General features: G+C 30.8%; 13 protein-coding genes and 2 pseudogenes. 4 read left to right on the forward strand and 11 right to left on the reverse strand.

Going from position 1 to position 15,303, the window contains the following annotated elements; all coding sequences use genetic code 11:
- The first annotated feature begins 26 nt into the window (after positions 1-26).
- On the forward strand, positions 27-1,718 hold the full coding sequence (locus tag ACK1U5_RS05905; RefSeq protein WP_069604890.1) for a M3 family oligoendopeptidase: 1,692 nt from the start codon (positions 27-29) through the stop codon (positions 1,716-1,718).
- 14 nt (positions 1,719-1,732) lie between these two features.
- On the opposite strand, the gene ACK1U5_RS05910 is transcribed toward ACK1U5_RS05905, so the two are convergent.
- Entirely contained in the window at positions 1,733-2,545 is an 813-nt protein-coding gene (locus ACK1U5_RS05910; protein WP_100619076.1) for an AraC family transcriptional regulator, read from the reverse strand.
- On the opposite strand from ACK1U5_RS05910, the gene ACK1U5_RS05915 reads away from it, so the two are divergent.
- Complete coding sequence (locus ACK1U5_RS05915; protein WP_061139263.1) at positions 2,536-2,862, forward strand: aminoglycoside phosphotransferase; 327 nt, start codon at positions 2,536-2,538, stop codon at positions 2,860-2,862. The two genes, ACK1U5_RS05910 and ACK1U5_RS05915, sit on opposite strands and share 10 nt — an antisense overlap.
- Before the next feature lie 78 nt (positions 2,863-2,940).
- On the opposite strand, the gene ACK1U5_RS05920 is transcribed toward ACK1U5_RS05915, so the two are convergent.
- The 5 genes and pseudogenes from ACK1U5_RS05920 to ACK1U5_RS05940 form a co-directional block, all read right to left on the reverse strand.
- Entirely contained in the window at positions 2,941-3,693 is a 753-nt protein-coding gene (locus ACK1U5_RS05920; RefSeq protein WP_000242839.1) for an aminoglycoside phosphotransferase family protein, read from the reverse strand.
- A gap of 116 nt (positions 3,694-3,809) precedes the next feature.
- A complete protein-coding gene (locus tag ACK1U5_RS05925) occupies positions 3,810-4,604 on the reverse strand; it encodes a VOC family protein (RefSeq protein ID WP_000627936.1) in 795 nt (264 codons plus the stop codon).
- 117 nt (positions 4,605-4,721) lie between these two features.
- Complete coding sequence (locus ACK1U5_RS05930; RefSeq protein ID WP_000833450.1) at positions 4,722-5,555, reverse strand: alpha/beta fold hydrolase; 834 nt, start codon at positions 5,553-5,555, stop codon at positions 4,722-4,724.
- Positions 5,556-5,683: 128 nt separating this feature from the next.
- Entirely contained in the window at positions 5,684-6,436 is a 753-nt protein-coding gene (locus ACK1U5_RS05935) for a class I SAM-dependent methyltransferase (RefSeq protein ID WP_061139265.1), read from the reverse strand.
- 132 nt (positions 6,437-6,568) lie between these two features.
- Positions 6,569-6,703 (reverse strand): annotated as a pseudogene (locus ACK1U5_RS05940) (winged helix-turn-helix transcriptional regulator); the annotation flags it as partial.
- Here ACK1U5_RS05940 and ACK1U5_RS05945 point away from each other — a divergent pair.
- Positions 6,700-6,843 (forward strand): annotated as a pseudogene (locus tag ACK1U5_RS05945) (SDR family oxidoreductase); the annotation flags it as partial. The pseudogenes ACK1U5_RS05940 and ACK1U5_RS05945 sit on opposite strands and share 4 nt — an antisense overlap.
- A 330-nt stretch (positions 6,844-7,173) precedes the next feature.
- Entirely contained in the window at positions 7,174-8,400 is a 1,227-nt protein-coding gene (locus tag ACK1U5_RS05950; protein ID WP_000673894.1) for an MFS transporter, read from the forward strand.
- A gap of 70 nt (positions 8,401-8,470) precedes the next feature.
- Here the strand turns inward: ACK1U5_RS05950 and ACK1U5_RS05955 are convergent, their stop codons facing one another.
- The 5 genes from ACK1U5_RS05955 to ACK1U5_RS05975 all read right to left on the reverse strand — a co-directional run bounded on the left by ACK1U5_RS05955 (position 8,471) and on the right by ACK1U5_RS05975 (position 15,264).
- On the reverse strand, positions 8,471-9,283 hold the full coding sequence (locus ACK1U5_RS05955; protein WP_000472627.1) for a MerR family transcriptional regulator: 813 nt from the start codon (positions 9,281-9,283) through the stop codon (positions 8,471-8,473).
- A 115-nt stretch (positions 9,284-9,398) separates the two neighbouring features.
- On the reverse strand, positions 9,399-10,850 hold the full coding sequence (locus tag ACK1U5_RS05960; RefSeq protein WP_000751428.1) for a serine hydrolase domain-containing protein: 1,452 nt from the start codon (positions 10,848-10,850) through the stop codon (positions 9,399-9,401).
- Complete coding sequence (locus tag ACK1U5_RS05965; protein ID WP_001244705.1) at positions 10,850-11,362, reverse strand: hypothetical protein; 513 nt, start codon at positions 11,360-11,362, stop codon at positions 10,850-10,852. The genes ACK1U5_RS05960 and ACK1U5_RS05965 overlap by 1 nt, the downstream gene beginning before the upstream one ends.
- Positions 11,359-11,664 carry a PadR family transcriptional regulator gene (locus ACK1U5_RS05970; protein ID WP_002094025.1) on the reverse strand — a complete coding sequence of 102 codons (306 nt, stop codon included), beginning with the start codon at positions 11,662-11,664 and terminating at the stop codon, positions 11,359-11,361. The genes ACK1U5_RS05965 and ACK1U5_RS05970 overlap by 4 nt, the downstream gene beginning before the upstream one ends.
- A gap of 429 nt (positions 11,665-12,093) precedes the next feature.
- Positions 12,094-15,264 carry an ATP-binding cassette domain-containing protein gene (locus ACK1U5_RS05975; RefSeq protein ID WP_448814780.1) on the reverse strand — a complete coding sequence of 1,057 codons (3,171 nt, stop codon included), beginning with the start codon at positions 15,262-15,264 and terminating at the stop codon, positions 12,094-12,096.
- Positions 15,265-15,303 lie beyond the last annotated feature (39 nt).

Below are 15,303 nucleotides of genomic sequence, written 5' to 3' on the forward strand. Positions count from 1 at the left end.
AATAAATAAAAAGTGAGGGATATATAATGCAACGTGTAAATACGATTGATATTAGTAATGTACTACAATTGGAAAAAACTCTTTCGACTTTATTAAATAAGATGATTTCTTCAAAACTAGACCTTGAAAATTGGTTAAAAGAGCAGTCAAAAGTAATTTGGGAAATCGAAGAACAATTAAGATCACATTACATCGCCTTTCAATGTAATACGGATGATGAAGGAATAAAGGATACTTTTGAACATGATCAACAATTTGTAAAGCCACTTTTAAAGCGGTACCAAAATTTATTGGATAATAAATATTTAGAGTCACCTTTTCGAATGGAATTAGATTCTAACGTATATGGTTTATTAGATACAAAAATAAAAAATGCTCAAAAGTTATTTTGTGAGGAAAATATCGAATTAGAAATACAGGAAGACAAATTAGTCACAGAGTACTTTGAAATCACTGGAGGATTAAGTGCCATTTGGGACGGAGAAGAAAAAACGATAACAGAATTACAATCCTATTTACAAGATTCGAATCGTGACATCCGTAAAAAGGCAAAAACTATTATTTCTGAACAATTTTTATCTGTTGAAAAAGAACTCCAAAACATATTAAATCAATTAATTGAAATTCGCCATCAAAAAGCAAAAAATATTCAACTAGAGAATTATCGCGATTATATGTTCAAAAAATACGAGCGTTTTGATTATTCAGCGATAGATTGCTATGAACTAGCCGAATCCATACGTAAATATGTTGTGCCTCTTAAAGATAAAATAATGCTAGAGAAAAAAGAAAAACTGCAAGTTGATACGCTTCGCCCGTGGGATGTATCAGCTGTAACTCCAGATCAAAAAGTACTTAAACCTATTGCAAATGAAAATGATTTAATTGAAAGGAGCACTCATATCTTTAATAAACTAGATGTTGAATTTTCAGCACTATTAAACCGAATGTATAAACACAATTGTCTTGATTTAACAAGCCGCAAAGGAAAAGCAGCTGGTGGCTTTTGTGAGTACTTACCAGCTTCACAATTATCTTATATTTTTATGAACTTAAATTATACACAAGATGATATTATCACTTTTATACATGAAATGGGTCATAGTATTCATAACGAACTCATAAAACCATTAAAATTACGACAGTATATAGAAATTCCAGCTGAAACAGCTGAACTAGCCAGTATGACAATGGAGTTATTCTCGCTTAATTATTGGGATACCTTCTATACAGACAAAAAAGATTTAAAACAAGCAAAAATTAACTTCTTTAAAGATGTTATTTCATATTTACCTATTATGCTTATTGTAGATCAATTTCAACACTGGCTGTATGAAAATCCAATTCATACTTCTGAAGAAAGAAATGAAAAATACTTACAACTTCAAAAACATTATCAATCTAGCGTCATACATATTGATGGCTACGAAAACTGGATAGCAACGAGTTGGTTACCTGTACTCCATATTTTTGAAGTACCATTTTATTATATTGAATACGCGATTGCCCAACTTGGGGCATTACAAATGTATAAACAATATAAAGAGGATCCTAAGCAAACACTAGAAAATTATAAAAAGGCATTATCACTAGGAAGCTCGCAATCTATAAAAGAAGTATATGATGCAGCCGGTATTCGTTTTGATTTCTCTGGTGAAACCATTAAAGAACTAATGCTATTTGTAGAAAAAGAATTAGAATTACTTGAGCAATTATAAGAAGAAAACTACACCTATATTTTAGGTGTAGTTTTCTTCTTCATTTTATTAATCAGTTCTATGTACTGAGTATCACCATATCCGATTGTTGGAAAAAGATAAAACAACTTTGTTAATAATTCTTGATTTGATAAACCTTTATTTTTAGAGATGAATTTCATTACGATATTATCTTCTTTTAGCATTTCTAAATATAAATCTATAGCCTGATACATTACAGGTGGTACTTTATGATAAGTCTTTTTATGGTTTACCAATACTTCATTGTATATAGTAGAATAATCCCCCAATTCAAGTTCAATTTGATTTACTTTAAATTCATCCTCCCTGAAACTATTTAAGTATACTTTCCCTTCATAGCACGACTGCTCAAGGTATGAAAGTAAAGTAAGTAGATTCATTTGGCAAAACATATCTTCACCAAACCATAAAACAATACATTTGTACTCTTTCGTAAAAAGTTTTTTTAATGGATCTATTACCTTTTTTGTATAACTTTCTACTGAACTGTTATGTCCTTCCGCTCTTGTTTTAATAAAGTCCTCATCAAAAACTTGTGTAGTAGCAGGGTTCACACACATCGCCTCATTAAATGGTGCATAATCAGAATCACCCATTAGCTTTTTATTTTTAAATTCTTCATACATAACTTGACCATTTAATATGTTAAGTACCTCTTTATCAAATAGCTCACTCTTCCTATTTCGCAACTGTTCAACCTCTATTTTTCTAGAAATATTCATATTAAACGCCCCTTCTTTATTTAAATTTAGTTTAAGAAATGATTGAATAGACATTTTGTTAAGTTGATATTCTCTTGGATTCATTCCAAAAACATTTTTACATATTCGATTTAGCCGTTCCTATTTATAGTGCGATAGAATATTCATTTGCTGGAAATGGGAATATCATTGACTATGAACATTCTATTACAAAAGCACTATTTGAAGGCTACCAAGAGGAAAATGAACTACCAAAAGAGATGATAGACAAGTTTCCATTATTTGTTAAATTAAAGGAGATTTTTGAATATAGCTTAATGCATATGTATTGGGATAAAGAAGAATTAACGGAGGAACAAGTACGGATTATGAACCTTTATAGGATGAAGATCGAAAATAAGAATACCTATATCAATATTTAAGAACGCTGTTGTTTAACTACAAGGAAACTTTGGTTAAACAACAGCATTTATTAATTTGCTGACAGCCTTTTTTATGACTTATAAATACTGATTCAATAATCTTTTCAAATACACTTCATTTTGCGGTGATACTTTTTCAGAAAATCTAGCTGCAATAATAATAGGAGCCCATTGAAAAACTTCATCTCTTGATAAGCCGGTACGACTGCAATATATATGTAAATACATCTCAGCTAATTCTACCGAAGCTTGTGAGTACAACAAATATGTTCGAAATACATCTGCGCGAATATCACCTGAACTTGCATCTACCCAGTCTATAACTTTCACTTTCTCTTCCTTACTCAAAATCAAATTAAATGGATGGAAATCTCCATGACATAGCCTAAAATCAAATGTAATAGAATCTAATTTTTGTAATATATTCTTCTTTTTGCTTTCATCCAAATTATGTACAGATTTAATTTGACGCTCTAACCTTTTCCTCATTAACTCCATTTCATCTGTATTCACACGTATAGCATGGATCTTTTTTTGCTCATTAACACAAAGTCCGATATAACGCTCTGCCTCATTTAAATTATTAAGTAGGAGATCACCAACACTGTCCCCTTTTACGTATTCCATAATAATTGCCTGTCTATCGTGTATCTTTGTCACTTCAAATACGTTTGGAACTGGCAGCCCGCATGAATAAGCATATTTTTGTTTTTTTGCTTCATTCATAGACTCTGTATCTGGGAGGTAATCTTTAAATAATTTTACAACCTTATCATCAGTTAAATAAATTTCTGCTGTATTCCCTTTTGCAATTGGATTACCTAAAACCACTTCATTTCTCCCCTTAACATAAATTAAAATAACACCTTATACCTCTCTTTAAATTCACTATAATCCTAGCTAAAACCTTCTTCACGAATATACAAAAAACTTACCGCTTTCCATCCTTAAATAGAAAGCGGTAAGTTTAATTGTTTAGGAATATCAGAATGAAACTCTGATGTATGCACAATTGAAAATGTATATCCTTGCTCAATAAATGATACTTCATTACATTTATATTCAAATGATACACCATTTTTCTTAAAGTTATTTTGGATTCGCTGTAAAAATGCGACGTCTGGTGTTCCGAAAGAAACGTGTACTTTCGGTGATAGAGCTTTCATCGCGATTGGAATCCAAGGTCGCTGCCACCAAGTTGCGACGACATAAGCAGTGCCACCAACTACAAAGTTAAAAATATCCCCGTCTTCCATCGTTTTCATATTTAGATTTGATTTCAGCCATTCCCTAAAAATAGGTACACTTTTAACAGGAAGACCAATTTCCCTTACATATAAAATGTTTAAAGGTGACTGCGGTACTAATACATCTTCTTTAACATAACTATGCGCGATAATTTCGAGTAGATTTCCATCTCCGTCTTTAAAGTATAAATTGAATCGACCATCCTCTTCATCAATTATATGACCATCTTTCCATTTCGCAATGAGTAATCCAGACTCCTCAAGCCATCTTGCTGTTTCATGAAATTTTGAATATGGGATTTCAAAAGCAACATGTGCAGGTGCAATTGGTTCATACACTTCTTGAAAACTAATTGTTGTATAAGGTGTTACTTCAAATTGAATGAAGGATGCTGTTTCTTTTTTTATTGGAAAAGATAATATGTCCTTATAAACTTGTTTTACCCCTTCTATGGAAACCGTTTGTAGTTTTATATCTGATATATGTGTAATCACTTTACATTCCCCCTCATTTCTTATTATCTATTCGTATTGTATTACACTTATAAATAGATAAAATCAAACGGAAGGATGGATTTTCCATATAGAAACTACAACTTTAGTATGAATATGTTAGCTCCAATTATTTTTTATTTCTGCTATAACAATTTCTGGTTTATCCCAGTGCAACATGTGTGTAGTATCAGGAATTACTTTTACTATACTGTCCGTTTTCTCTTTGAAAACATTTACTGTCTTATCTCTATAATCCGCCCAAACTTGTGGAACTGTAGCTCGGAGTAATACAATATTAGCCGGCAGCTTCTCATATATATCTATCGTTTCATCTTTATACATACCTCTTATTATATTACTAGCTGTATTCCCCCTGGCATGCCACCATACTTTGTTATCCATTTCGATCCCTAGGTCCTTTACAGCAACTTCTAACAATGAAGACCACCTAGTATAAGCTTCTTTTTCACTTTTGAAAAATTCGTCCCAATTATTAAAAACGTATTCATCAAAGTCCTTTTCATAATAAGCAATTTCTTCTTCCAACGTTTTTTCTTGAAGCCTTTTTGTTTGATATCCACCATCAATAAGAATACTTCCTTGTACTTTTTCTGAATGATGTAACAAATAAAATAACGCTACAAAACTTCCCCATGAATGTGATAGAAAATAGAAGTATTCGATTCTCAATTCATTTATTATTTCATTTAACCAATTTGCTAAATTCTGCATCTCATAATCTTCTGTTCTTTCAAATGGCGGTGTTTTACCATGTCCAGGTGCATCAACGGAGATAAATCTATACTCTTCTTTTAATTCCTCAGCAATTTCTATAAAACTTAAACTCGTACTACCTAATCCATGTAAACAAAAGATAACGGGCTTGTCATTATTCCCCCATTCAGTAATATGTACATTTATTTTTTCATTGCTAATATAGTAACGTTTCAAAACATTTATCCTCCATATTTTGATTTACACTTTATTTATTTCTATTATTTTCAAGTATTTCCTGTATTCTTTTCCACACAAAAAGCTGCTTTTCTTTAAATGAAAAGCAGCTTTTACGCTAAAATATATTATAATTTAACAGCGATAATCATAAATCTTTTTGAATTTGTATGAATCCCTTTTTCAGAACTATTCGTGTCAATGAACTTTTGTAAAATAGTAAAATCCTCTTCCTCTTCTCCAAATCTAGGAATAATAGGCGTATGTTTTAATAAGAAAATGAGATCTTCAGGCGTATTGTAATAATCAGTAACATCATATTCACGTACTTGCACGAGATCAAATCCTGCACTAATAAGTTCATCCATATACTTTTCTTTTAAAGTGCCATCTCGTTCACCTAAGCATTGTCCTCTGCCAAATGCTTCTTTCAGGTTTAATTTATCATTCTCACTTACTTGTTGCGTTAAGAAAAAAGCACCTCGTTTCATTACTTTTGCTAACTCAGATGCTAGAAACGGAGCATGACAACTTGAAGCGATATCAAAATGCGCATGTGGAAACGTTAAAGCTTCAGAACCCATTTGAATAAACTCAACATTTTGTACACCTGATTTTTTCAAATTAGAATGTGCCGTTTCAATCATGCCGTTAGAATTATCAATTCCAATCAACAATTTAGCTGATGATGCTATGTTAAGTACATTTTCTCCTCCGCCTGTACCAACATCAAGTAGAATGTCTGATGATTTACATCTTTCTTTCACTTCTCCATAAAAGTCCCATATTTCTCCTACAGTTTCACATTTTATTTTACTAAAATCCCATCCATTTAATCTTCCTACTTTATCATAAAAGCTTTTGTACTCTAATTCATTCACCTTATAACTCCCCTTTGTAAAAACGAATTAAATATGTATAATAACCTACAACACTATTTAATTATATATTATAAAATACAAATTATTAAAACACCATTCCACTTCGTACGACGATAAGTTTACATAACAATTTTATAGTTCACCTTTATCTATATGTTCTAAATGACCTCTTCCCCAACTACACACACTATCCAAAACAGTACTGACTGTTTTTCCATGTTCAGTTAAGCTATATTCTACTTTAGGTGGTATTTCTTGATAATGCTTATGAATCTTATAAATCTCTTTCTCTTGTAAAAAGGCCTGGCCATAATAATGAAATTGCACATACTGTTCTATATTTAATGCAAAATAGTTTTACTACGGGTAATGTATTATTTCCAGATGGAGGGTACACATATCATTAAATTATTAGCAACAAAAGCCCCTTATTACAGTGGCTTTTGTCGCTAATTTAAACATTGCTGAAGTAATATAGGATTCTCTTTTATTAGTTCTGCTAAAACAAAAGTTGTGGAAAAGGTCGTAAGATTAACTCTTTATCTAGCAATCCTTTTTGTTCTCGAATCATTCCGCCTCATCCAATAAAAGCCGCCCTAATTTCTATTCCCTACACTTTTATATAAAATTAACCTTATAAAGGTAGGATTCAACAACTTCTTACAGAATTCTATATTTAATACGTATTGGACGGATTATTTTCAAATTCCTCTTTACTAAAGGTGGTTCATACAATTGTGAAATTTGTACAAGAACGAAGATTAACTGTCAAGACAACTTTTTCAAAAGAATACAAGATTTTTATTTTTGGTTTACTCATTTCACGAATCGGGGATTCACTATATACTTTTGCACTGCCTTGGATTGCATATCAATTAACTGGTTCAGCTGTAATTATGAGTTCTTTATTTGCTGTTAACGTATTGCCAATCGTTTTATTTGGCCCTTTAGTTGGTGTACTAGTTGATCGATATGATCGAAAAAAGTTACTTTGGATGGCGGATATTACCAATATTATTTTAGTAAGTCTCGTACCAATTCTACATGCATTACATCTATTAGAAGTCTGGCATTTATACGTAATTACTTTTATCTTAGCAGTTATGTCCATGCTTTTTGATGTAACAACAGTTACAGTCATTCCACACATCGCAGATGCATCATTAACGAAGGCTAATTCTTTATATCAAATGGTTAATCAATTGGCTAGTTTGTTTGGTCCAATGATAGCTGGGCTTTTCATATCTTTTATTGGCGGCTTTCAAGTACTTTGGATTAATGTTCTTTCATTTATTGCTACATTAATTGCTGTGATTATATTACCTTCTATGAAAAACTTAAATAAAAAGAATACTGATAAAAAAACATTGCAAAATGTACTAAATGATTTGTTTGATGGTTTTAAATGGCTCAAAAATGATTGGTTAAATATAGCTTTGTCACTTCAAGCTATGGTAGGTAACTTTGGAGCAAGTGCTGTTTTAGGTGTACTTATGTATTATTTATTATCGACATTAAATCTCACCTCCGCACAAAGTGGCTATAATTATACTTTAATAGGAATAGGTGGGCTTTTAGGAAGCTTAATTGCCGTTCCTTTAGAAAAGAAATTTCGACGTGGTGTACTTATTCCTTTACTCCTATTTTTAGGAGCGCTTGGGTTAACATTTGCTTTGTGGAGTACATATTGGCTTGCTCCCGGAATTGCTTTCGGAATCGCGATGACATGTAATATCACATGGAATACGATTGTTACATCAATTCGGCAGGAAACTGTTCCATCCAATTTGCAAGGACGTGTTTTAGGTTTTTCTCGTGTACTTACACGATTATCTATGCCATTGGGGGCATTAGTAGGTGGAATTATTTCAGCCTACAATCCTGTATTTATATTTGCTTTAGCTGCTTTTACTAAAATAATTGAAGTCTTTATTGCCTTATATAGTCCGATACGAAAACTGTAAAGATAAAGATTTATATATTTTGAGATATTAATAAAATAAAAAAGGCATAAAACATGCCTTTTTTTATTACTTATTTGTTTATTGGATAACAAACTTCTGTAACCCACTTATTAGGATCGGATTCCATCGCTGGGCTCACATGATAAATATTAAACATCGGGCCTGCTAATTTGTAACCCTCTGTCTCAATCCATTTTGCCGCAGCCTCATTTACAGCTGTCATCTGTTCATAACTTCCATTAACTGTTATAGAAGCTACATTAGTCGATTCCATATTTTTAAATGTAACGTCTTTTGTATTTTCGTGCTTACCAAGAATACTTAGCTGTATTTCTATATCCACATCATTTTCTTTGTATTCACGATCATGGAAAACCGCAATACTATAACTCGGTTGGGCAATACTAATATTTTTCATTTGAATTTCTTGCATTAATACACTCCATAAATCACCTTCGCAATTATACGATGGAATAATCTTTCTAACACTAGCTACAGTTCTTTCTGGAATTTCTTTTATTGAAACATGATAATTCATCTCAACAACATCCTCTCTCATCGTTTTCATTGAGTCTTCGAGGAGACGTAATTGTTTTTGGAGGTTATTCATGTCTTCTTTAATTTGAGCACTACGATTAAAAAATTGCTCTTTTATGGTATCTATATTATCGCATTCTATTATTTCTTTGATGGTAGCAATATTAAACCCCATAGCTTTTAACGTTTGAATTTGATTTACTTTTTTTAATTGGTCTGCTGAATAAAATCGATATCCACTCTGCTCATCGACTTTTACTGGTTGTAGTAATTCCACTTTATCGTAGTGTCTCAACATTCGTATACTAATGGAAGATAGTTTTGAAAAATCCCCTATTTTAAACATGATTTCCTCCTATAAGTTACATCTGCTTTGAAGCTCAACTTTATCTTAAACAATAACATTGTGTGAGGGTCAACTGTTTATAACGTTTGAATTATATTTCTTTAATTATTTACCCTTATATACTCTTCTGTCTTATGCCTATAAAGATTGATAATAATCCGTTCACAGCTAATAAAATTACTATAATACTTGTAAGTAAACCTACATCTGCCGCAAATATTTTTATCGTACGCCATGGTGAGCTTGTACAATAAGTAAGAAGTGGGATGAAAATAATAGATAATAGTAGGAATAGAGCCCCTACGAATAACCAAGTTAATTTTTTTACAGTTTCCTTATGTTTATATTTTTTAATTAACATAATTGATGAAATGAAAAGCGCGAGTATAACTGTAGACATAACAATTTGTGTAAATGGTATGCTTTTATGGGGATCAACCGGTTCTTCTTCATTCAAAATATTAATAATCCCCTTTTTTAATACTGAAAGTGCTGGTTCTTCTAATACATGATTTTTATTTGTTAAAATCACACCACCCCAGCCACTTTTATTTAAAGTAAATATTTCTGTACGAGCATCGGGCGTTGATCCTGAATGCCAAATCATCGTTTCGCTTTCATTTATACTTGTTGTTCTTAATCCAAAACCATAGCTTTTTTCTGAATTTATGTTATAAAGTGGTGTAAGATAAAGGTCGATGTTTTCTTTCTTTAAAAATTGAGTATCTTCTTGTCGATTCAAAAACATAATAAATTGAATCATATCTTCCAAATTTGCGGTAATATAACCATACGGTGCCCCGGCATTATCATAGGATACTACACTTTTTCTTGGTATGCCAAACCATGACTGATAACCTGTTAAATAGCCTTTTTCATATGCAGTTTCTTTACTTGCTGCCGCACCATTCATATTTAATAGCTGAAAAACATGTTTTTCCATATATGAGGAATATGTATCATTTGTAATTTCCTCAATAAGTGCACCTAAAACAATATAATTCGCATTACTATATTGATATTTTTCTCCTGGTAGAGCAGTTAATTTTACATTTGAAAGTCTCATTACATTTTCTTTTAATGCTGTAGAACTTTTGGATTGCTTATCTGATATTAATAAGCCTTCATATGTGTTTATTCCGCTTGTATGAGTTAAAAGGTGTTGGATTGTTATAGATGAGGATATTTGAGAATCTTTTAGTTTAAACCAAGGAAGATGTTGTTGAACTGAATCCTCTAATTTTATCTTTTTGTCTTCTATTAATTTCACTATAGCTAAAGCTGTTAAAGATTTGCTTATTGAGCCGATTGCAAATGGTGTTTTACTAGTTATTTTTTTTTCAGATTCCCCAGTAATCCCCCACGTTTTAGTGAAGAATACATCTTTATTATGTACAATTGCAACAGCAGCCCCTGGAATATTCTGTTCCTTTATAAATTTTTCAATATACTTATCTAAAGTAGCTTTAATATCTTGCTGAGCATATGCTTTTGGATAAATGATACATAATACTATTACATTACAAAGAATATAGATTTGAAATAGTTTATAGATAGTTTTCTTCATTATACTTTAGATAGCTTTCTTTTTTTATAACTTACTAAGCTAATAAACACTACTACAGAGAGCATAAAGCTAATCATTATTAATAAAACGTTCCACCATTGATTCTCTGATATGCGATATAAAATATTATAATTAAATGTATTTTTGCTATTAGTTGAATTAAATGATTCAGTTAAAAATATTGAAAATGTAGTTTGCGAGATGAGGTAAGTAATAATTGCGATGAATATGCCACGTAAGATAAATGTGTTGAATTTTCCTTTTTCATTTTGAAGTTGTTTCATTTTAACTTGTAAATCAATTTCATTTATTTCTATAAAATCTTTAACAAATAATTGAGGGGTACCTAAATCATCTATACTGTCTTCACCATGTTCATGACACTCTTGAATATGTTCTAATATTTGTCTCTTAATATTTTCCCTTTCTTCTAAACTAATATCGTATTGCTTTAATTCCTTAAGTACGTCTCTTAAAAATTGCTTTTCTTTACCTATCAATTTATTCCTCATTTCAGAAGGTCTCCTTTCAAACCGCTTTTTAATAATGTTTGAATGTCCAATTGCAATTCTAACCACTCATTAATTTTCTTCTCAAGACGTATTTTCCCATTTTCATTAATTTCATAATAAATCCTCACTTTACCACTGTCTGTTACCTCTTGATAAGTGTTAACCCACTCTTGATTTTTCAACTTAGTTAAAATAGGATAAATACTTCCTACTCCTTTCAATTTTAAATTGTTTATTTCAAGTTCTTTCATAATCTCATAACCATAACTTTTCTTTTTCGACAAAATAGATAATACACACATTTCTAAATGACCTTTAATTAAACTTGTTCTATCCATAGGATAAATTTAACAGAAATATATACTTCATTCAAGTATATATTTCTGTTAAATTTAAAAAATCACACAATGAAAAATAGATTAATAAACAAAAACATATCACTTACGAACCATTTTAAACCTTAATTTTCGCTTTTATAATATAATAATTACATAATATATTAATCGTTTATCACTATTTGTTTTGTATCTCTCCTTCCATATTACTTCTTTTCTTATTGAAAAATATTGTATGGAGACATAAAAATACTAAAAGATCCAATTTCTTAATTTTGATATTAAGAAATTGGATCTTCTTTCATTACCTTGTATTAATCATACTGCGCTAATATATACATTATAAAGAATATATGTTTTATTAATTTATATTAATAAAACATATATTAATAAAATTTACTGATTACTCTCAAGACATTCATAAACCGCCATCATATCTCGTTTATCCAACTCACGTATGCGATTGAAAATGGGTATTTGTCCAACAGCTTCTGTTAATAAGCTTTCATTCACAACATCACTTACTTTTCCAGTTAACCACGTTTGTACATCCACGCCCTCGACAACTTCTTTTAACCCTTCGTCATTAATACCACTTGCATTACAAGTTACACATGGAATTGTTAGTTTAAAGACACCATCATGTAAATTATCTTCGGTTATCACTTTCTTACCTTTACAAAATGGACATGGATTACTTTTTTTAATTTTATTAATTTGGGTAACTAATTTTTTGTATCCAAACGCTTCGTATACATACGTAAGTTTTTTATATTTACCATTTGTGAAATACTTATCTATAATGGTTTCTCTCGTTTCATAAACATTAGGGAAATCACAAACAGTTACCTGATTATTAACACTAATGGATTCGATATTTCCTTTTATTTCGCTCCAGAATGGTAAGACATTTTGTAACACCATTTCATAGTTTGAAAAGCTTGCTTGTTCTAATTCAAACATTTTCAATGCAACTTGTGCTTTTCTTGGCAATAAAGAAACATCTTCCGTCAATACCATATCGCCACCAACAATAGACTTCAATTTAACAAGTGCCGGTAAATCATCAACTATTTTCAATACTTTATTAATAGGCTGATTGATTATTTCACGAATATCTACGTTACCAAATTTAAGTGGTTTATGATGATTTAAAACCGTCCCCTCACAAATTGGACATTTCATCATTTTTTTTGAACTCTTAATTTCTTCTTTAATAGGTGCTTTTGAAATAACAATATATCCACCAATAATTGTATTAAACCCTACCCATGTTCTGCGTGTCTTTCCTTTTTTATCATAAAATGATTTTTCAAAATATCCGTACCAAAACGTATGCTTTTCTTCTTCTGACATATCATTATAGCTCTTTGACAAATCGTGACCAAGCTCATTTTTTATTTCTTCGAATAGAAATTCTATTTTTTCATGCTGATAAAATTTTAATACCTTCATGATTTCTTGATCGAATAGCCCATCCCAAAATGGAACACTTTTATCTTGAATGGCAATATCTTTATCAAAAACTTCAATTTGAAGACGTCCAGAACAAGATGGACAATGATTGTCCTGTGAATAGAAATCAAAACTTCTCGTATCTTTATTAATTGGATGAGCAGCTACAATATGATTAATTAATCCACCAATCTCATATAAGAAACTATATTGACTATATAAATGTCTTTCAAGATCAATAGCAATAACAGGTGCGATTGTATCAGATTCATATTCACCATAAATTAACCTAGCCATTGATGATAAACTTTTTAAAATACCGCCCTTATAAACATTTTCGGCATTTTTAAAATAGTTAATATGATTTTCTTCTAAATAGTGAACTCCTTTTTTCTGCTTAAGCATTGAAGAGATATTTATTTTCTCTGTGCTATTCACATTACTTTTTTGACGATAGTAATCCTCATGTTTAACAACATCCAAATGCTCTACAGATTCATTCTGCCTTTTTCCAAAATCAACTATATAATCAGAGCTTTCTAACATGTAACGATTATGCTCAATCATAATGATAGAAACTGATTCATCTTGCAGAATACCTCTAATACTATCGATAAATTGATTTAAAATATTTTGTGATAAACCTTTTGAAGGCTCATCAAAAATGAATAATGTATGTGGATTTCTAGTGTTTGCAAATAATTCCGAAACTAAATGAACACATTGAAACTCACCTGTCGATAATGTTTGTGTTTTTCTCTCTAATGTTAAATAGCCAAGCCCTAATTTAATTAGTAAGCTCAAACGTTTATAAGCGATATCTTCATTTGGAAGTTCATCAATAATATCCTCAATCGAGCGCTCAAAAATATCATCAATGTCTTCACTATACTTTGTGAGTTTCTTTTTAATATCTAGGAAAGTTGCTACAGTTGATCGACTTGTAATTGATTGATTTCGGTCTTGTCCTACCATAACTAATTTATCTTTTGGATATCGTTTTAAAAAATCTGTAGCTAGACATTCGTTGACAAGTGTAGATTTCCCACATCCCGATTCTCCTGTAACCGTTACAAGCCTGTTTTTAGGAATTTGAAACTCCGCCATTTGGATATTACGGCAATATAAATCATAGAATGTATAATATTCTGTTGGTATTTCTTTATTTCGCTCCCACAGTATTGACTTTGGTCTTGGTGATTCTTTCACAATTTTCCCGCCATATTTTCCGCTACCAGGTCCAAAGAACAATTGCTCATCAGTTGTATCTAGTACCGTATCTGAATGATCAATAAGCCAAATTTGATTTTTACACCCTAATCGTTTAATCTCTTCTAAAATTTGTAATAATGTTTCATGATCAAGTCCAACTGAAATCTCATCAATAATAATTACAGCATTTTCACTTACTGCCATGAATTCAGCCAAATAAAGTCGTGTTAACTCTCCACCTGACAACGTACCCATAATTCGATTTAATGTTAAATAACCAATGTTCATATTAATAATATTTTGCAGTATATGCTGTTTTTCCTCACTAATATTTAATTGTTTTGCTAGTGAAAGAATAGATTCAACACTTAAATCATTAATATTTGAGATTGAATGTGGCTTTTCCAACAAATCAATTTCATATTGTTCAATTTCTTCACTATAACGTTTTCCCTTACATTTTTTACACTCAACATTTTTTGTAGTACCACGGCCTTTACAACCAGTACACCAGCCTAATTGATTATTAAATGAAAAGACCTCTGGAGAAAGATTAAATACTTCAGCAAGTTTTTCCCGAACCTCTGTAAAAACACCAGTATGAGTACCAATCGTTGAACGCGGATTAGACGAAATCGATGATTTTCCTAGAAAAAGTACTAATGGCATTTCTTCCATCTTAATAGCACTAAAATTTGTTTCCATAATGTTAGGAAATAAATATTGATATTCAGCCTTTGGTAATAAAGAAACTAATCGTTTTTTTGATTCTTCACCAATTGTTTGGCAAAAAGTTGTTTTACCCGATCCAGATAACCCAGCAATTCCAAACGATTTATTAAACGGTATAGTTGCATCTAATTTATTTATGTTATTAGCAATTAATTGATTTACTTTCATATTAACCTCTATTCTTATTTATTCACAAAAGCATTTTTA

The sequence above is a fragment of the Bacillus sp. XB1 genome (assembly GCF_053557995.1).